This window comes from Streptomyces antnestii (assembly GCF_004005495.1).
Classification (GTDB): Bacteria; Actinomycetota; Actinomycetes; order Streptomycetales; family Streptomycetaceae; genus Streptomyces; species Streptomyces antnestii.
The window spans coordinates 309,910-327,652 of the sequence record NZ_RZYA01000006.1 but is presented as its reverse complement, the minus strand read 5'-3'; the positions used below and the strand labels follow the sequence as shown (position 1 = coordinate 327,652).

14 protein-coding genes and 1 other RNA gene are annotated in these 17,743 nt (G+C 71.2%); 13 read left to right on the top strand and 2 right to left on the bottom strand.

Going from position 1 to position 17,743, the window contains the following annotated elements; translation table 11 throughout:
* Window positions 1–296 precede the first annotated feature (296 nt).
* From EOT10_RS16055 to EOT10_RS16040, 4 genes are all read left to right on the top strand, one after another.
* Window positions 297–1,928 (top strand): serine/threonine-protein kinase, encoded by a 1,632-nt coding sequence (locus EOT10_RS16055; RefSeq protein WP_127828868.1) that lies wholly within the window; start codon window positions 297–299, stop codon window positions 1,926–1,928.
* A gap of 135 nt (window positions 1,929–2,063) precedes the next feature.
* A complete protein-coding gene (locus EOT10_RS16050) occupies window positions 2,064–3,299 on the top strand; it encodes a serine/threonine-protein kinase (RefSeq protein ID WP_127828867.1) in 1,236 nt (411 codons plus the stop codon).
* A gap of 591 nt (window positions 3,300–3,890) precedes the next feature.
* Complete coding sequence (gene prfB / locus EOT10_RS16045) at window positions 3,891–4,994, top strand: peptide chain release factor 2 (protein ID WP_127828866.1); 1,104 nt, start codon at window positions 3,891–3,893, stop codon at window positions 4,992–4,994.
* A gap of 290 nt (window positions 4,995–5,284) precedes the next feature.
* Window positions 5,285–5,932, top strand: a complete 648-nt coding sequence (locus tag EOT10_RS16040) for an LPXTG cell wall anchor domain-containing protein (protein WP_127828865.1) — start codon at window positions 5,285–5,287, stop codon at window positions 5,930–5,932.
* Between the two features lie 184 nt (window positions 5,933–6,116).
* On the opposite strand, the gene EOT10_RS16035 is transcribed toward EOT10_RS16040, so the two are convergent.
* Window positions 6,117–6,308: a hypothetical protein gene (locus EOT10_RS16035; RefSeq protein ID WP_127828864.1), complete on the bottom strand. Its 192-nt coding sequence runs from the start codon at window positions 6,306–6,308 to the stop codon at window positions 6,117–6,119.
* Window positions 6,309–6,596: 288 nt separating this feature from the next.
* Here EOT10_RS16035 and ftsE point away from each other — a divergent pair, with 288 nt between their 5' ends.
* The 5 genes from ftsE to ssrA all read left to right on the top strand — a co-directional run bounded on the left by ftsE (window position 6,597) and on the right by ssrA (window position 10,599).
* Complete coding sequence (gene ftsE / locus EOT10_RS16030; protein ID WP_100593907.1) at window positions 6,597–7,286, top strand: cell division ATP-binding protein FtsE; 690 nt, start codon at window positions 6,597–6,599, stop codon at window positions 7,284–7,286.
* 49 nt (window positions 7,287–7,335) lie between these two features.
* Window positions 7,336–8,253: a permease-like cell division protein FtsX gene (ftsX, locus tag EOT10_RS16025; RefSeq protein WP_127828863.1), complete on the top strand. Its 918-nt coding sequence runs from the start codon at window positions 7,336–7,338 to the stop codon at window positions 8,251–8,253.
* Between the two features lie 78 nt (window positions 8,254–8,331).
* Window positions 8,332–9,504, top strand: coding sequence for a S41 family peptidase (locus EOT10_RS16020; RefSeq protein ID WP_127828862.1), 1,173 nt, complete (start codon window positions 8,332–8,334; stop codon window positions 9,502–9,504).
* A gap of 30 nt (window positions 9,505–9,534) precedes the next feature.
* A complete protein-coding gene (smpB, locus tag EOT10_RS16015) occupies window positions 9,535–10,077 on the top strand; it encodes an SsrA-binding protein SmpB (protein ID WP_189491606.1) in 543 nt (180 codons plus the stop codon).
* 152 nt (window positions 10,078–10,229) lie between these two features.
* Window positions 10,230–10,599: a transfer-messenger RNA gene (gene ssrA, locus EOT10_RS16010) on the top strand.
* A 193-nt stretch (window positions 10,600–10,792) separates the two neighbouring features.
* Here ssrA and EOT10_RS16005 read toward each other — a convergent pair.
* A complete protein-coding gene (locus EOT10_RS16005) occupies window positions 10,793–12,076 on the bottom strand; it encodes an MFS transporter (protein ID WP_127828860.1) in 1,284 nt (427 codons plus the stop codon).
* Window positions 12,077–12,160: 84 nt separating this feature from the next.
* On the opposite strand from EOT10_RS16005, the gene EOT10_RS16000 reads away from it, so the two are divergent.
* The 4 genes from EOT10_RS16000 (at window position 12,161) to EOT10_RS15985 (ending at window position 17,630) form a co-directional block, all read left to right on the top strand.
* Entirely contained in the window at window positions 12,161–13,210 is a 1,050-nt protein-coding gene (locus EOT10_RS16000; protein ID WP_127828859.1) for a LysR family transcriptional regulator, read from the top strand.
* Window positions 13,211–13,419: 209 nt separating this feature from the next.
* Window positions 13,420–14,193 carry a hypothetical protein gene (locus EOT10_RS15995; RefSeq protein WP_127828858.1) on the top strand — a complete coding sequence of 258 codons (774 nt, stop codon included), beginning with the start codon at window positions 13,420–13,422 and terminating at the stop codon, window positions 14,191–14,193.
* A complete protein-coding gene (locus EOT10_RS15990; RefSeq protein ID WP_127828857.1) occupies window positions 14,194–16,371 on the top strand; it encodes a bifunctional polysaccharide deacetylase/glycosyltransferase family 2 protein in 2,178 nt (725 codons plus the stop codon).
* Window positions 16,368–17,630, top strand: coding sequence for an acyltransferase family protein (locus EOT10_RS15985; protein WP_127828856.1), 1,263 nt, complete (start codon window positions 16,368–16,370; stop codon window positions 17,628–17,630). The genes EOT10_RS15990 and EOT10_RS15985 overlap by 4 nt, the downstream gene beginning before the upstream one ends.
* Window positions 17,631–17,743 lie beyond the last annotated feature (113 nt).

Below are 17,743 nucleotides of genomic sequence, written 5' to 3'. Positions count from 1 at the left end.
TAAGTGATCTTGATTGGTCGGCTCTGCCCGCAAAAGTGCCTGCATGGTGCCGGTTGGGACCGCTCGGACCCGCGCCGTCGGCAACCAACAGCCCGGCTCGGGCGTCTTTCCGTCGAACGCCCCTCCGTCGGCCGACGTCTCAGAAGATCAACAGACTGTGGGCAGTTCGACGGCACTACAGTGGGTCGGAACACCCGCGGCCCGACAGGCCCGGGACCAGTGGCAGGGCGGGACCGGACCGGTCCCGGGCAGAGCCAAGCAGTACGCCAGTTCGCAGCAAGCAGGGAGCGCATGACGTGCGGCCGGTAGGGAGCAAGTACCTGCTCGAGGAGCCGCTCGGACGCGGCGCCACGGGCACCGTCTGGCGTGCTCGCCAGCGAGAGACCGCGGGCGCCGAGGCGGCCGTCGCCGGCCAGCCCGGCGAGACCGTGGCGATCAAGGTCCTCAAGGAGGAGCTCGCCAACGACGCGGATGTGGTGATGCGCTTCCTGCGCGAGCGCTCCGTGCTGCTCCGCCTGACGCATCCGAACATCGTGCGCACCCGCGACCTGGTCGTGGAGGGCGAGCTCCTCGCCCTCGTCATGGACCTGGTCGACGGCCCCGACCTGCACCGCTACCTCCGGGAGAACGGCCCCTTCTCCCCGATGGCCGCGGCGCTGCTGACCGCGCAGGTCGCGGACGCGCTCGCCGCGAGCCACGCCGACGGCGTCGTGCACCGCGACCTCAAGCCGGCCAACGTCCTGCTCAAGCAGGACGGCGGCGAGATGCACCCGATGCTCACCGACTTCGGCATCGCCCGCCTGGCCGACTCCCCGGGCCTGACCCGCACGCAGGAATTCGTCGGCACGCCCGCGTACGTCGCGCCCGAGTCCGCCGAGGGCCGCCCGCAGACGAGCGCGGTCGACATCTACGGCGCCGGAATCCTGCTGTACGAGCTGGTCACCGGCCGGCCCCCGTTCTCCGGCGGCTCCGCCCTGGAGGTCCTGCACCAGCACCTGAGCGCCGAACCGCGCCGCCCGTCCACCGTGCCCGACCCCCTGTGGACGGTCATCGAGCGCTGCCTGCGCAAGAACCCCGACGAGCGGCCCAGTGCCGAGAACCTCGCCCGTGCGCTGCGCACCGTCGCCGAGGGCGTCGGCGTGCACGCGAACTCCGCGCAGATCGCCGCGGCCGAGGCCGTCGGCGCGCTCCTCATGCCGGACCTTGCGCCCGCCCAGGTGCCGGGCAACCCCGGCGCGGCCGACCCCACCCAGGTCCTGCCGAGCACCGCCGGGGACTCGGCCTCGTACGACCCGAACGCGGCGACGAGCGTCATGCAGTCCACCGGTGCCGGCGGGGGCGGGGGCGCGGGCGCGGCCGACCCGACGGCCGTCATGCCGCCCGTGCCGCAGCACCAGCCGGGCGCGAACCCGGACGACCCGCACCCCTGGCAGAACCAGCTGCGGGCGGCCCGCGACCGCAACGAGCAGACGCAGGTCCAGTACCTCGACCCGAACGACGACCCGCTGCGCCATCGCCCTCACCGCCGGCCGGCCCAGCCGCAGCAGTACGCGGGTCAGCAGCAGCCGCGGCAGCAGCCGCCCCAGCGGTACGCGCCGCAGCCCCAGCAGCAGCAGTACGCGCCGCCGCAGCAGCCCCGCAGGCCCGAGCCGCCGCAGCGCGAGCCGCGCCAGCCGAGGCAGCGCAGCGCGAACCCGATGAAGATCCCGGGGCTCGGCTGCCTCAAGGGCTGCCTCTTCATGATCGTCATGCTGTTCGTGGTGAGCTGGCTGGTCTGGGAGTTCACCCCGCTCCAGGACTGGATCGGCACGGGCAAGGGCTACTGGGCCACGCTGTCGGACTGGTTCAAGACGGTCAGCGGCTGGATCGGCGACCTGGGCAACGGGGGTTCGAGCGGCGGCGGTTCCGGAACGGGTACCGGTAACTGAAGTTCGCCGCGCGCCCGAAGCCGGGCGTGACGTTGGAGATTTGTCGACTTCCGGAGGGTGATTTCCCCCGCGGATGTGATGGTTGGCGTCCGAGCCGCGTAGCTTGGGCGCCAACACGCGTCTGTAGGAGCAGTCTTGGCACGGAAGATCGGCAGCCGGTACACCGCGAACCAGATCCTGGGCCGCGGCAGCGCCGGCACGGTGTGGCTGGGCGAGGGACCCGAGGGCCCCGTCGCCATCAAGCTGTTGCGTGAGGATTTGGCGTCCGACCAGGAACTCGTCGGCCGCTTCGTCCAGGAGCGCACGGCCCTGCTCAGCCTGGACCACCCGCGCGTGGTCGGCGTCCGCGACCTCGTGGTCGACGGGAACGACCTGGCCCTCGTCATGGACCTCGTACGCGGCACCGACCTGCGCACCCGCCTCGACCGCGAGCGGCGCCTCGCCCCCGAGGCCGCCGTCGCCATCGTCGCGGACATCGCGGACGGGCTCGCCGCGGCGCACGCCGCCGGGATCGTGCACCGCGACGTGAAGCCGGAGAACGTCCTCCTGGACATGCAGGGCCCCCTCGGCCCCGGCGGCTCCCACCCGGCGCTCCTCACCGACTTCGGCGTCGCCAAGCTCATCGACTCCCCGCGCCGCACCCGCGCCACGAAGATCATCGGCACCCCGGACTACCTCGCCCCCGAACTCATCGAGGGCCTCCCGCCCCGCGCCGCCGTCGACATCTACGCCCTCGCGACGGTCCTTTACGAGCTGCTCGCCGGGTTCACGCCCTTCGGCGGCGGGCACCCCGGCGCGATCCTGCGCCGGCACGTCACGGAGACGGTCGTCCCGCTTCCCGGCATCCCCGACGAGCTGTGGCAGCTCCTCGTCCAGTGCCTGGCCAAGGCGCCCGCGTCCCGGCTGCGCGCCTCGGAGCTGGCGGCCCGGCTGCGCGAGCAGCTGCCGACGCTCGCCGGGATGGCGCCGCTCGACGTCGACGAGCCGGACACCGAGCCCGACCCGGAGCCGGAGGCGGCCCCGGCCGCCCCCAAGGAACCCGTCGCGCGCCGCGGCGCCGTCCCCCTCGTGCCCGGCACGACCCCGACCGACTCGAACCGCGACACCCATACGTCGATGCGGGTCCCGGCCCCCGACGAGCTGGCCGGCGGGGCCCGCGGCACCGCCCGTGCCCCGCGCGCGGCCGGCGCGCCCCGCCCCGGCTCGGCCCGCCACCGCGCCTCCGCCCGCCGCCGCCGTATCACCCTCGGCGTCGCCGGAGCGGTCCTGGCGGCAGCGGCCGGCATCGGCACGTGGGCCGCGGTGTCCGGCGACAACGCGGACGCGACCCCGAACAAGAACCCGGAACACTCGGCCCCAGAGTCCCCCTGACACATCACGGCCGTCCCGCTCTCCCACATCGCACGCCCCTCGTATCCCCCTGGCCCGGCACGACCCCTCCGCACCGCTTAATTCCTGCCTGGTACACCGCTCGGGCCACCCGGGTCCCCCTCCCTCCACCACCACTCGCCCCCACGACCTGGCAGCGCGCCCACCGGTCCTCCCCGCCCCGGCAAACCAAGCCACCCTGGCCCACCCTGCGCCGGACCCTGGCCACCCCCGTACTCGGCCGTGGCGACCCGGCGCCCGACTCCGGCCCACCGCCGCGCAGGGCCTCGGCCCACCCTGCGCCCGGCCGGCCACCCTGCGCCGGGCCCCGGCCCGCCCGCGCAGGGCCTCGGCCACCCCGTGCCCGGCCGTGGCGACCAGGCGCCCGACTCCGGCCCACCCGCGTGGGGCCCCGGCCCATCCCGCGCCCGGCCCGCCCCCCGCGCCGGCCCGCGTCCCGCGCCAGGACCCCGCCCCCCACTCACCCCGCGCCGGGCCCCGCACCGGCCCCCGGCCCACCCCGCCCCGCCCCCGCCCGCCCGGTAGGGCCGGTGCTCGGACTGGATCACTTGCCTCAGCCGTTACGCTGGTGTCGTGGCAGTCGTCGACGTTTCCGAAGAGCTCAAGTCCCTCTCCTCGACCATGGAGTCGATCGAGGCCGTCCTGGACCTCGACAAGCTGAGGGCAGATATCGCCGTGCTCGAGGAGCAGGCGGCCGCACCGTCCCTGTGGGACGACCCCGACGCGGCACAGAAGATCACCAGCAAGCTGAGCCACCTCCAGGCCGAGGTGCGCAAGGCGGAGGCGCTGCGCGGTCGCATCGACGACCTCTCCGTCCTCTTCGAGATGGCGGAGGAGGAGAACGACCCGGACACTCGTGCCGAGGCCGAGTCCGAGTTGACCTCCGTCAAGAAGGCGCTGGACGAGATGGAGGTCCGTACCCTCCTGTCCGGCGAGTACGACGCCCGTGAGGCGCTGGTCAACATCCGCGCCGAGGCGGGCGGCGTCGACGCCGCGGACTTCGCCGAGCAGCTGCAGCGCATGTACCTGCGCTGGGCCGAGCGCCACGGCTACAAGACCGAGGTCTACGAGACGTCGTACGCGGAAGAGGCCGGCATCAAGTCGACCACCTTCGCCGTCCAGGTCCCGTACGCCTACGGCACCCTCTCGGTCGAGCAGGGCACGCACCGCCTCGTGCGCATCTCGCCCTTCGACAACCAGGGCCGCCGCCAGACGTCCTTCGCGGGCGTCGAGGTGCTCCCCGTCGTCGAGACGACCGACCACGTCGAGATCGACGAGTCCGAGCTGCGCGTGGACGTCTACCGCTCCTCGGGCCCCGGCGGCCAGGGCGTGAACACGACGGACTCCGCGGTCCGCCTGACCCACCTGCCCACCGGCATCGTCGTCTCCTGCCAGAACGAGCGCTCGCAGATCCAGAACAAGGCCACGGCGATGAACGTGCTGCAGGCCAAGCTGCTCGAGCGTCAGCGCCAGGAGGAGCGGGCCAAGATGGACGCCCTCAAGGACGGCGGCAGCTCCTGGGGCAACCAGATGCGTTCGTACGTCCTGCACCCGTACCAGATGGTCAAGGACCTCCGGACGGAGTTCGAGGTCGGTAACCCGCAGTCGGTGCTCGACGGCGAGATCGACGGATTCCTCGAAGCGGGAATTCGCTGGCGCAAGCAGCAGGAGAAGTAACCTCCGGGCTTTTCCGGCTTTATCGACAAGGCAACTGCCGCCCAATGGGCGGCAGTTGCCTTTTACGTCACAGTCACATGTCCATGTGGCGGCCAACTCCCCAGATTTCGGGCATCGCGTACGCAACGACCTTGACGCTGACATGAAAACTGGGAAGGCTGGCGCGCGGCATGCGTATCAGTGGGACGCGTGTGCACCGGGGGGCGGGCGGGCAGTCGCCGATGACCCCCGGGCGGCCCCCGTCCCGCGCGCTGCTCCATCAACGATTAGCTACTGGGGGTAGCAAGCAGATGACCAAGAAGACGCGGATCCGTGTCGCGCGGATAGCAGCCGGTGCGGTGATCGCCGCCGGCGCGTCGCTGACCGCCGCGGGCGCCGCTTCGGCCCTCGACATCAACGTCGACCTCCCCGGCGTCGGTGCGAAGGTGCACGCCGGCGGCGACGGTGTCGACGCGGGTGTGGCCATCGGGGACAAGGAGCCGGAGCCCGGCCCGACCACCCCGACGGGCCCGCCCACCGGCCTCCCGACGGACACGCCGCCGACGACCACGGCCCCGACGGACCCGACCGAGCCCACCCAGGAGCCCACGGAGCCCACCGAGGACCCGACCGCTCCGGGCCACGGCGGTAACGGCGGCGGTCACCACGGCGGCGGCAACGGCGGTGGCAACCACGGCGGCGGGAACGGCAACACCGACCCCGACGGCGGCAACAACCCGGTCGAGCAGGGTCAGGGCAAGGACAGCCTGCAGGACACCGGCTCCGTGCCGGTGGCCCAGCAGCCGGCCCAGAACCAGGGCAAGTCGGGCGGCCAGCTGGCCGAGACCGGCGCCGCCGAGACCACGTTCCTGCTGATCGGCGCCGCGACGATGATCGCCGGCGGCATCGGCTTCCGCATGCTGCCCCGCCTCGTCGGCGGCGGCCGCACGGTCGCCTAGGCAGCCGTAAGCGCGATGCGCGGCCGCAGGTACTACGCGCAGCCGTAAGCACGACGCGCGGCCGCAAGTACGACATGCGGCCGTAGGTACGACACGAGAAGGGCCCGGAGCGATGCGCTCCGGGCCCTTCCCGGCTGTTCCGGGGGTCTGGACGGCCTGTCCGGACGGTCTGTCCTGGCGGGGTCTAGACGGTCTGGTGGGCGAGCAGCGCCACCGCCGCGACGAGTATGGCCACCAGAGCTATCAGGGCCATCGGGTGCAGGCCCGCGAACGGGCTCTCCTGCTGCATTCGCGCACGGTTCGCCCGGCACACGGGGCAGCGGCCCTCGCTCACGGGCGCCGCACAGTTCGCGCACACCAGCCGGTCATAGGTCATGCGCTCTCCTCCTCCCGCGCGGCGGAGACGCCACTGCGTGTTCACTCCGCACAACGCTCCGGGGAACGCAACCGTTCCCCCTCCACTGTGCCAGCTTCCGCGGATTTCGGCGCGCCTCGCCGGATCCTGCCCCTTTGGACCCGTTCCGTTCCCACCGAGACCCCCCTCCGACCAGGCAATCAACAGGACAAAACGCTCAACTCAGGACGCCGACTGCGCCGCGGAGCCCGGTTCGCGTATGGTCACGCTCACCTGACCCCGACGCCCCCGATGCTCCGAGGCGCACCCGTGATCCGATTCGACAACGTCTCCAAGGCCTACCCCAAGCAGACCCGGCCCGCCCTCAGGGATGTGTCCCTCGAGGTCGAGCGCGGTGAATTCGTCTTCCTTGTGGGATCCTCCGGCTCCGGAAAGTCCACCTTCCTGCGGCTGATCCTGCGCGAGGAGCGCACCAGCCACGGCCAGGTGCACGTCCTGGGCAAGGACCTGGCACGACTGTCCAACTGGAAGGTGCCACAGATGCGCCGCCAGCTCGGCACGGTCTTCCAGGACTTCCGGCTCCTGCCCAACAAGACCGTCGGCGAGAACGTCGCCTTCGCGCAGGAGGTCATCGGCAAGTCCCGGGGCGAGATCCGCAAGTCCGTGCCCCAGGTGCTCGACCTCGTCGGCCTGGGCGGCAAGGAGGACCGGATGCCCGGCGAGCTCTCCGGCGGTGAGCAGCAGCGCGTGGCCATCGCCCGCGCCTTCGTGAACCGCCCCAAGCTCCTGATCGCCGACGAGCCGACCGGCAACCTCGACCCGCAGACCTCGGTCGGCATCATGAAGCTGCTCGACCGGATCAACCGCACCGGGACGACCGTCGTGATGGCCACCCACGACCAGCAGATCGTGGACCAGATGCGCAAGCGCGTCATCGAGCTGGAGAAGGGCCGTCTCGTCCGCGACCAGTCGCGCGGCGTCTACGGCTACCAGCACTGATCCCGTGCCCAAGAGCACCAGAGCATTGAGAAAGGCCTGACCAGACGCCATGCGTGCCCAATTCGTCCTGTCGGAGATCGGCGTCGGTCTCCGCCGCAATCTCACGATGACCTTCGCGGTCATCGTCTCGGTCGCCCTCTCGCTCGCCCTGTTCGGCGGCTCGCTGCTCATGCGTGACCAGGTGAGCACGATGAAGGGCTACTGGTACGACAAGGTCAACGTATCGATCTTCCTGTGCAACAAGGGCGACGCCGAGTCGGACCCGAAGTGCGCCAAGGGAGAGGTGACCAAGGAGCAGAAGGCCCAGATCGAATCGGACCTGCACAAGATGCCGGTCGTCGAGAAGGTCACGCACGAGTCGGCGCAGGAGGCGTTCAAGCACTACAAGCAGCAGTTCGGCGACTCCCCGCTGGCCAGCTCCCTCACGTCCGACCAGCTCCAGGAGTCGTACCGGATCAAGCTCAAGGACCCGGAGAAGTACCAGGTCGTCGCGACCGCCTTCGACGGGCGTGACGGGGTCCAGTCCGTGCAGGACCAGAAGGGCATCCTGGACAACCTCTTCGGGCTCCTCAACGGCATGAACTGGGCGGCGCTCGCCGTGATGGCCCTGATGCTCGTCGTCGCGCTGATGCTGATCGTCAACACGGTGCGCGTCTCGGCGTTCAGCCGCCGCAGAGAGACCGGCATCATGCGCCTGGTCGGCGCGTCCAGCTTCTACATCCAGATGCCGTTCATCATGGAGGCCGCCGTCGCCGGCGTCATCGGCGGTGCGGTCGCCTGCGGCATGCTCCTCGTGGGCCGCTACTTCATGATCGACCACGGTCTGGCGCTCTCCCAGAAGCTGAACCTGATCAACTTCATCGGCTGGGACGCCGTCCTCGCCAAGCTGCCGCTCGTCCTCGCGATCGGGCTGCTGATGCCCGCGGTCGCCGCCTTCTTCGCATTGCGCAAGTACCTGAAGGTGTGACAAGCCTCCCCAGCGATCCGAAGCGCCGTGCGGTTCAACGAACCGTACGGCGCTTCGCGTTGTCCTAGACTCACCGTCATGTCGGGCCCCGAGCTGTTCTCCCGGCCCCGCCGCTTCGGCCGCGGGGCGGCCCTGACATTGGTCTTCGCGAGCGTCCTCGCGGCCGGCGTCGCCACGGGCTCGTGGAGCGCGGACGGCCGGAAATCCGAGCAGCAGCCCGCCGGTTCCGCCACCGGCGTCGGCAGCGGCGCACGCACCGGACGGGACGAGGTGGCCGACGCGGCCGCCGAGGCGATGGCTGACGGCAAGTCACCCACGCAGGCCGCCGAGGAGGCCGTCAGCCGCAGCGGAGACCGCTGGGGCGCCGTCTACTCGCAGGGCGAGTACAAGGAGTTCGAGCATGAGCTCGACGGCCAGTACACGGGCGTCGGCCTCTGGGCCCGGCGCACCGCCGACGGCCGGATCGAGGTAGCCAAGGTGGGCTCCGGGTCTCCCGCCGCACACGCGGGCGTGCGCCGCGGTGACCGGCTCGACACCGTCGACGGCCGGCCCGTCACCGGCCGCCCCGTCACCGAGGTCGTCTCCCTGCTGCGCGGCGAACACGCCGGGACGGCGGTCCGCCTCGGCCTGGCGCGCGGCACGCGCGCGTGGACCGAGACCCTGCACCGGGCCAACCTCGCCACCGAGTCCGTCACCGTCTCCCACCTCCCCGGCGGCACCGTCCTGATCAAGGTCGCCGCCTTCACGAAGGGCTCCGGCCAGCGCGTACGGTCCGCAGTCCGGGGTGCCCCCCGCCGCGACGGCGTCATCCTCGACCTGCGCGGCAACTCGGGCGGCCTGGTCACGGAGGCGGTCACGGCCGCGTCGGCGTTCCTCGACGGCGGCCTCGTCGCCACGTACGACGTACGCGGACGGCAGCGCGCCCTGCACGCCCAGCGCGGCGGCGACACCTCCAGACCGGTGGTCGCGCTCGTCGACAGCGGCACGATGAGCGCGGCCGAGCTGCTGACCGGGGCCCTCCAGGACCGCGGACGCGCGGTCGTCGTGGGCTCGAAGACCTTCGGCAAGGGCTCCGTCCAGATGCCGAGCCGGCTGCCCGACGGCTCCGTCGCCGAGCTGACCGTCGGGCATTACCGCACCCCCGCGGGCCGCGCGGTCGACGGCCGGGGCATCACCCCCGACCTGGAGGCCGAGGAAGGGGCCCGGCAGCGGGCCGAGACAGTATTGAGTGGCCTCGGGGACCCCTCTTAGTGCGAAAATGGCCGCACTATGAGTAAGGGAATGTTCGTACCGAAGGAATCCCAGCCGAAGCAGGGTGCGTCCAAAAAGTCCGGAAAGGACGGGGACGGCAAGCGCAAGATCGTCGCGCAGAACAAGAAGGCGCGGCACGACTACTTGATCATGGACACCTTCGAGGCCGGCATCGTGCTGACCGGCACGGAGGTCAAGTCGCTGCGTCAGGGGCGCACCTCCCTGACCGACGCCTTCGTCCAGATCGACCAGAACGAGGCGTGGCTGCACAACGCCCACATCCCCGAGTACAGCCAGGGCACCTGGACCAACCATGCCGTGCGCCGCAAGCGCAAGCTGCTCCTGCACCGCGACGAGATCGACAAGCTGGAGTCGAAGTCGCAGGAGACGGGTCACACGATCGTGACTCTGGCGATCTACTTCAAGGACGGCCGCGCGAAGGCGGAGATCGCGCTCGCCAAGGGCAAGAAGGAGTACGACAAGCGGCAGACGCTGCGCGAGCAGCAGGACCGCCGTGACTCGGACCGTGCCATCGCGTCGGCCAAGCGCCGGCAGCGGGCGCGCGAGCGCTGACGCCCGGCTCCGCCGGTTCGGCCGCCGGCTCCGTGGGTTCGGCCGCCCGTCAGGAATAGGCTGGCACCGTCGCCCGTTGGTCACGTACGATGGTCATGTCCCGCTGGTGACGGGACACCCGGATCGAAAGATCCGTTTTGAAAAATCAACATGGGGATGATCGGTTTCGACAGCGGATGTCGAAGCAGGGGAAGCGTGTCGAGGAAGCGGCAATGATCTCGTTAACCATATGTCGCAACCAATAATCGCCAACACCAAGCGCGATTCCTTCGCCCTCGCTGCCTAAGTAGCGACTTGCGAAGTGTCAGCCCGGGGGTGATCCCGACCCGGATCCTGGCATCATCAAGGGATCTAAACTTCTAAGCCCGGTCACGGGGCCTAGAAGGAAATCAAACAGTGACTGAGCCCGTCGGAGACTTGTTCGCGTGATCTCCGGGGCTGAGAAAATCGAAGCGAACTGCACACGGAGAAGCCCTGATTCTGCACCGTTGGACGCGGGTTCGATTCCCGCCATCTCCACGAGACGGATGGACGGACTCTGCTCGCAAAATTGCGCGAGCCGAGTCCATCTCGTTGAATCTCTGGGGGCATGGCCCCCAGACCCCGTCATCCCATGTGAGGCTTAGGCCCGGCTGCAATGCAGCCGGGCCTTCGTCGTTCCACAGGCGTACGACCTGGAGTGCTCGTGGCGCGAGCCGGCCGTCTGCTGACGGGACTACGGGCGGCGTCCGCGTACGTAGCCGGCCAGTGCGAGCGCGAGTGCGCAGGCCGAGGCGATGACCGGGACGGCGTAGCCCGCAGTGGGGCCCAGGCGCTCCACCGCGGAGCCGCCCGCCGCCGAGCCGCAGGCGATGCCCCCGAGCAGACCGGTCACCGCGAGGGTCATGCCCTCGTTCAACTGGCCCTCGGGGGTGCGGGACTGGACCAGTGTCATGCCCGTGACCATCGTCGGCGCCGTGGCCATACCGGCGACAAGGAGCGCACAGGCGAGCACAAGGAGAGAGCCGGTGAGTGCGGCCGCGAGCAGAGGGAGGCCCATCAGAACGGTCATCGCGGCGACGCACACGGGGTGGCGCCGGGCAGCCGGACCGCCCGGCCGCACCGCCCCGAACACAAGGCCCGCAACGCATGAACCGGCCGCCTGGAGCGCGAGGACCCCGCCCGCCGCGGCCTGGTGACCGCCCTCGTCCGCGAACGCGATCGTGACCACCTCCATCGAGCCGAACACGGCGCCGGTCGCGAGGAACGAGGCGAGGAGAACGGGCATCCCGCGCGCGTGGAGGGGCGATTTCCCGGTCGTACGTCCCTGGGCCGGCGGCTGCGTGGAGCGCTGCGCGGCGAAGACGAGCACGCCCGTGAGCAGCAGGACCGCGCCGGTCAGGGTGCCCGCCTCCGGGAAGAGCGCCCCGCACAGGAAGGCGGCGAGCACCGGGCCGAGCATGTAGCAGAGCTCGTCCGCGGCCTGCTCGAAGGAGTTCGCGGTGTGCAGAGCGGCCGGGTCGCCCTTGAGGAGATGGGCCCAGCGGGCCCGCGACATGCCGCCCGTGTTCGGCGTGGTGGCCGTCGCGGCGTACGCGGCGAAGAGGGTCCAGTCGGGCGCTCCGTAGTGCACGCACAGGAGCAGCGCGAGCGAGCCGCAGACGGCGACCGTCGTGGCGGGCACGGCGATACGGGCCTGCCCGTACCGGTCGACCAGGCGCGCCGTCCACGGGGCGACGACGGCGGTCGCGGCAAGGCCGGTCGCGGTGACGGCCCCGGCGAGCGCGTACGAGCCGCGCGCCCCGGCGATCATGATGACGGCGCTGACGCTGAACATCCCCATGGGGAGCCGGGCGATGAGATTCCCGAGGGTGAACGCGAGCGCGCCGGGGGTCGCGAAGAGGCGGACGTAGGGGGAGCGGGGCCTCGTGCGGGCCGGGGGAGCGGTTGCCGGAGGAGAAGGGACGGTAGCGGGCGGGGGAGACGGGATGGTAGCGGGCTCACGTATCGCGTCGGGCATGGGAAGCAGCGTCGCCGGGGGCCGCTCGCCCGGTCCAACACCTTCTCCGTACCGATTCACGCGCCCGCGTTGTAAGTTCACGTGATGCCCGACCAGCCGGCCTCGCCCGACCAGCCAGCCGCCCCCGGCATCCAAGCCCCCGGCACCCCCACCCCCGCCCACCTGGAATCCCGGCTGCTGCGGGCGTTCCTGGCCGTGGCCGAGGAGTTGCACTTCACCCGGGCCGCCGCCCGGCTCTACGTCGCCCAGCAGGCGCTCAGCCGGGACATACGGCGGCTCGAACGCGAGCTGGGGACCGAGCTGTTCGCGCGCAGCACCCGCCAGGTCGCCCTGACCGCCGACGGAGCGCGGCTCCTGCCGTACGCGCGGCGGGTCCTTGTGGCGCAGGACGACCTGCTCGCCGCGTTCGCGCGCCGCCCGGCGCCGGGCGCGGCCCGGCCGCTGCTCGTCGACGTGAACAGCCCCGGCCTCGTCTTCGAGCGCATCCTGCGGCGCGCCCGCGAACTCGCCCCGGACTGCGAGCTGATGGCCCGCTACGAGAGCGGCCTGACCGGCGCCGCCGCCGAGATGACCGCGGGGCGCCTGGACGCCTCCTTCGGGCGCTACGCGGGACTCGACGCGGCGGTGCGGGCACGCCTCTCGCACCAGCCCGTGCGGTACGAGCCGATGACCCTCGTGCTGCCCGACGACCACCCGCTCGCCGCCCTGGACTCCGTGCCGCTCGCCCGGCTCGCGGGCGAGACGGTGTACGCCGGCGCGGGAAACCCCCGTACGCCGGAGTGGACCGACCTGGCCGCGCGGCTCTTCGAGGGGCGCGGCATCGCGGTCGCGCCGCCGGCGCCGCTCGCCGTGGGGACCGAGGAGTTCCGGCGGATCATGGCGAAGACGGGGAATCCGGTGCTCGCCGCGGGGGACTTCCCGGCCCTGCCCGGGACTGTCGTGAGGCCGCTGACCGACCCCGTTCCCCTGTCACCGGTGTCGCTGGTGTGGCCGACGGGTCTGACGCATCCGGGGATCGACGCGCTCCGCGCGGCGGCGGTCACGCTCGCCGAGCGGAACGGATGGCTCACCAAGCCCGAACGTGCATGGATTCCGGCCGCAGATGCACTCATCATGATGAATCAAATCGGCTGAGCGGGCGAGTGTCGCTCCGGCTCGCTACGTTTTCTGCTCCGAGCGCATTGTGAGAAGGGGGGCGCTCGGATCGGGTGGGGGCCCGGTCCGACGGCCAGTGCTCGGTACGTCGTGCGCGCGCCCCTTGATCATGTCCTTGGGGGGATGTGCGTACGGTGGAACGTTGGCGAGAAAGTGCCCGCTCCGGGCTCACTCACGATCCCAATGAAGTGACCGTCCAGATCGACGGCGCGGGGCGTCAGATGGACGAACTCATCACGGCGCGGCGTGAGGGAGCGGGAGACAAAGAAGTTCCGGTCTTCGTCGACGACTCGGGCCGCCGCAATCGCAGATACCGCCGTTTCGGCGCGCTCGTCGGAATGATCTGCGCGGTGTACGCCGTGGTCATCGTGGCGACACTGCTCTCCGGTAATTCGCATGCGCCCTGGCTGCCGATCAACGGCCGGAACAAGGACAGACCCGCGGGCAAGGTGGACACGTCCCCGCCCCCCGCGTACCGGGCCAAGCCGCCCGCAGCCCCGGGCACCACCGCGCAGGCCGACGCACCCGGCGCCGGAGCGGCGGCCGACGAGACCGGCGCCACCGGTGCGCCGGCCGGCCCGTCCGCCGGCGCGAGCGGCAAACCCGGCGGAAACCCCGGCGGAAAGTCCGGCGGAAAGTCCGGCGGAAACCCCGGCGGTAAGCCCGCCGCCTCGCCCGACGCGAAGCCGTCCGGCAAACCTGGCAAACCCGGCAAGCCCGCCCCCGGCACGTCACCCGCCCCTGGCCCCGGCCCCTCGCAGCCGCCCGCTTCGCCCGGCCCCGGCGAGCCGTCCCCGTCGGACAGCGCACCGCCCGCCGAACCGTCGGAGTCCCCGGTCCAGGGCGGCACCTCGGCCGGCGCGCAGCCGCCCGTCTCGGCGTCGGCCACCGCACCCGTCGACCACAGCGCAAGCCCGGCGGGATCGCCGACGCCCTCGTCCCCGGAAAGCAGCACCCTGTAAATGCCCTCCCGACCACACCGGGGCCGTACGGCGCGGCGCCGCCGCATGCCCATGCGCCACCTGCTGCCGTCCCTGCTCCTGGCCGCCATGCTCGCGATGCTCATGCTCCGCGGGTACGTGCACAGCGAGATCCTCGCCGACCACCGCGTCCAGCCGCCCGCCGCCACCGACCGGGTGCCCGAGAAGATCCTCGACGGCGGCCCGGTCATCGACACGCGGAACGGGCGCGAGACCAGCATGTCCGTCCCAGGGCACCGGCTCGTCCTCACCTTCGACGACGGCCCGGACCCGGAGTGGACCCCGAAGGTCCTCGACGTCCTGAGGGAACACCACGCGCACGCCGTCTTCTTCGTCACCGGCACCATGGCGTCCCGCTACCCGGGCCTCGTCAAGCGCATGGTCGACGAGGGGCACGAGGTCGGCCTGCACACGTTCAACCACCCTGACCTCTCGTACCAGTCCAAGAGCCGCATCGACTGGGAGCTCACTCAGAACCAGACGGCGCTCGCGGGCGCGGCCGGCATCCGCACGTCGCTGTTCCGGCCGCCGTACTCCTCGTTCGCCGACGCCATGGACGACAAGTCCTGGCCGGTCACCAAGTACATCGGCAGCCGCGGTTACATCACCGTCGTCAACAACACCGACAGTGAGGACTGGAAGCGCCCCGGCGTCGACGAGATCGTCCGCCGCGCCACGCCCAAGGGCGGCAGGGGCGCGATCGTCCTCATGCACGACTCCGGTGGCGACCGCTCGCAGACCGTCGCCGCCCTCGACCGCTTCCTGCCCCGTCTCCAGGCCGAGGGCTACGACTTCGTGAACCTCACCGAAGCGCTCGGGGCGCCCAGCGCCCACACGCCCGTGCACGGTCTCGAACTGGCCAAGGGCAAGGCCTGGATCTACGCCGTCGACGCCTCGGACAACGTGACGGACGTCCTCGTCGTGTGCCTCGCCGTCATCGGCGTCCTCGTCTTCACCCGCTTCGGCCTCATGCTCCTGCTGTCCATGGTGCACGCGCGGCGGGTGCGGCGCCGGGACTTCGCCTGGGGACCGCCGGTCACCGAACCCGTGTCGGTCCTGGTCCCCGCGTACAACGAGGCCAAGTGCATCGAGAACACCGTGCGTTCGCTCATGTCGGGCGAGCATCCCGTCGAGATCATCGTCATCGACGACGGCTCGACCGACGGCACGGCCCGCATCGTCGAGAACCTGCGCCTGCCGAACGTGCGAGTCGTCCGCCAGCACAACGCGGGCAAGCCGGCCGCGCTCAACAGAGGCCTGGCCAACGCCCGTTACGACCTGATCGTGATGATGGACGGCGACACGGTCTTCGAGCCGTCCACTGTCCGCGAGCTCGTCCAGCCCTTCGGCGACCACCGCGTCGGCGCGGTCGCGGGCAACGCGAAGGTCGGCAACAAGGACTCCCTGATCGGGGCCTGGCAGCACATCGAGTACGTGATGGGCTTCAACCTCGACCGCCGCATGTACGACCTGCTGCGCTGCATGCCCACGATCCCCGGGGCCGTGGGCGCCTTCCGCCGCAGAGCGCTCGAACGCATCGGCGGCATGAGCGACGACACCCTCGCCGAGGACACCGACGTCACCATGGCCCTGCACCGGGACGGCTGGCGAGTGGTCTACGCCGAGAAGGCCCGTGCCTGGACCGAGGCCCCCGAGTCCGTCCAGCAGCTCTGGTCCCAGCGCTACCGGTGGTCGTACGGCACGATGCAGGCCATCTGGAAGCACCGGCGAGCCCTGATCGAGGGCGGCGCGGCCGGCCGCTTCGGCCGCGTAGGACTGCCCCTCGTCGCCCTCTTCATGGTCCTCGCGCCGCTCCTGGCGCCCCTCATCGACGTCTTCCTGCTGTACGGCCTGGTGTTCGGCCCCACGGAGAAGACGATCGTCGCCTGGCTCGGCGTCCTCGCCATCCAGGCTGTCTGCGCGGCATACGCCTTCCGGCTCGACCGCGAACGCATGACCCATCTCATCTCCCTCCCGCTCCAGCAGATCCTGTACCGGCAGCTGATGTACGTCGTACTGCTCCAGTCCTGGATCACCGCGCTCACCGGCGGACGGCTGCGCTGGCAGAAGCTGCGGCGCACCGGAGCGGTGGGGGCGGCGCCCGGGCCGGCTCCGAGCCAGTGGGCATCACGTGGCAACGACCGGAGGCCCGTCGCATGACGTATCCCACCCACGCCACCGACGGGCAGAGCGTCCCGCACACACGGCGCACACGGCCGCTGCCCCATGTGCCGTTCCCGCAGCCGGCGCAGGTGCGGGCGCAGGCGGCCGCGCCCGGGAAGCCGGGCCGTGACCGCTATCTCGACCTGCTGCGTTCCCTCGCGCTCGTGCGCGTCGTCTGCTACCACCTCTTCGGCTGGGCCTGGCTGACGGTCCTCTTCCCGTCCATGGGCGTGATGTTCGCGCTCGCCGGATCGCTGATGGCCCGCTCCCTGAACCGGCCTGCACTCGGCGTGATCAGAGGACGTATCCGTCGTCTCCTGCCGCCGATGTGGGCGTTCAGCGTCGTCGTCCTCGCGCTGCTCCTCCTCGGCGGCTGGAACCCCGGCAAGGACCCCGACAGCGGTGGGACCTGGGGCTGGATCGGCCTGGTCGACTACTTCTTCCCGGTCGGCGCGCCCTCGTTCCCCTGGCACCTCGGCGACAAGGCCGGGCTCCTGGAGGACACCTGGCCCGCGCAGGCCGCGGGCCCGCTCTGGTACCTGCGGGCCTATCTGTGGTTCGTCATCGCCTCGCCGCTGCTCCTGTGGGCGTTCCGCCGGGTGCCGTGGGCGACGCTGCTCGCGCCGCTCGCGCTCACGGCGGTCGTGGGCACGGGCGTCGTCACCATCCCCGGCGAGACGGGGAACGCGGTCACCGACTTCGCGGTCTACGGCGGCTGCTGGGTCCTCGGCTTCGCCCACCACGAGGGCGTGCTCGCCAAGGTGCCGCGCTATCTCGCGGTGTCCTGCTCGTCGATCGTGATGGCGTTCGGACTGTGGTGGGCCTCGGGCCATCTCGGGCCTGACGGCTGGGACCTGAACGACATCCCGCTTGCGCAGGCGGCCTGGTCCTTCGGGTTCGTCGTCATCCTGCTCCAGTACGCGCCGTCCTGGCGGGAGTTGCCCGGCCGGCTCGCCAAGTGGGACAAGCTCATCACGCTGTCCAACAATCGCGCCGTCACGATCTATCTCTGGCACAACATGCTGATCATGGCGACGGTGCCGGTCATCGACCTCGCGTACGACCTGCCGTTCATGGAGGACGCGCGGTGGAGCGGCGCCCTCGACACGACGTACATGCTCTGGATGTTCGTGCTCACCTGGCCGCTGATCGGGCTGGCGGTGCTCGGGGCCGGCTGGATCGAGGACCTGGCCGCCAGGCGCAGCCCGAGACTGTGGCCGGACGGCGCCAAGAAGGCCAAGAAGCCGGCCGGCTGAGGCGCCCGGCCGGCCGGAACTCACGCCCGTGCCCGGTGCCCCGTGAGAGCAACGTTCCCCGCCGGTCACGGTGAGCCACAGGCCCGAAATCCCGCCTCCCTACCTTCGGGTCA

What these genes read in the sequence shown, in the direction of transcription:
- smpB (WP_189491606.1), top strand. Translation starts at nt 9,535, where the DNA reads ATGTTCGTACCGAAGGAATCCCAGCCGAAGCAGGGTGCGTCCAAAAAG.
- EOT10_RS15985 (WP_127828856.1), top strand. Translation starts at nt 16,368, where the DNA reads ATGACGTATCCCACCCACGCCACCGACGGGCAGAGCGTCCCGCACACA.
- EOT10_RS16000 (WP_127828859.1), top strand. Translation starts at nt 12,161, where the DNA reads ATGCCCGACCAGCCGGCCTCGCCCGACCAGCCAGCCGCCCCCGGCATC.
- EOT10_RS15990 (WP_127828857.1), top strand. Translation starts at nt 14,194, where the DNA reads ATGCCCTCCCGACCACACCGGGGCCGTACGGCGCGGCGCCGCCGCATG.
- EOT10_RS16020 (WP_127828862.1), top strand. Translation starts at nt 8,332, where the DNA reads ATGTCGGGCCCCGAGCTGTTCTCCCGGCCCCGCCGCTTCGGCCGCGGG.
- EOT10_RS16035 (WP_127828864.1), bottom strand. Translation starts at nt 6,308, where the DNA reads ATGACCTATGACCGGCTGGTGTGCGCGAACTGTGCGGCGCCCGTGAGC.
- EOT10_RS16040 (WP_127828865.1), top strand. Translation starts at nt 5,285, where the DNA reads ATGACCAAGAAGACGCGGATCCGTGTCGCGCGGATAGCAGCCGGTGCG.
- EOT10_RS16005 (WP_127828860.1), bottom strand. Translation starts at nt 12,076, where the DNA reads ATGCCCGACGCGATACGTGAGCCCGCTACCATCCCGTCTCCCCCGCCC.
- ftsX (WP_127828863.1), top strand. Translation starts at nt 7,336, where the DNA reads ATGCGTGCCCAATTCGTCCTGTCGGAGATCGGCGTCGGTCTCCGCCGC.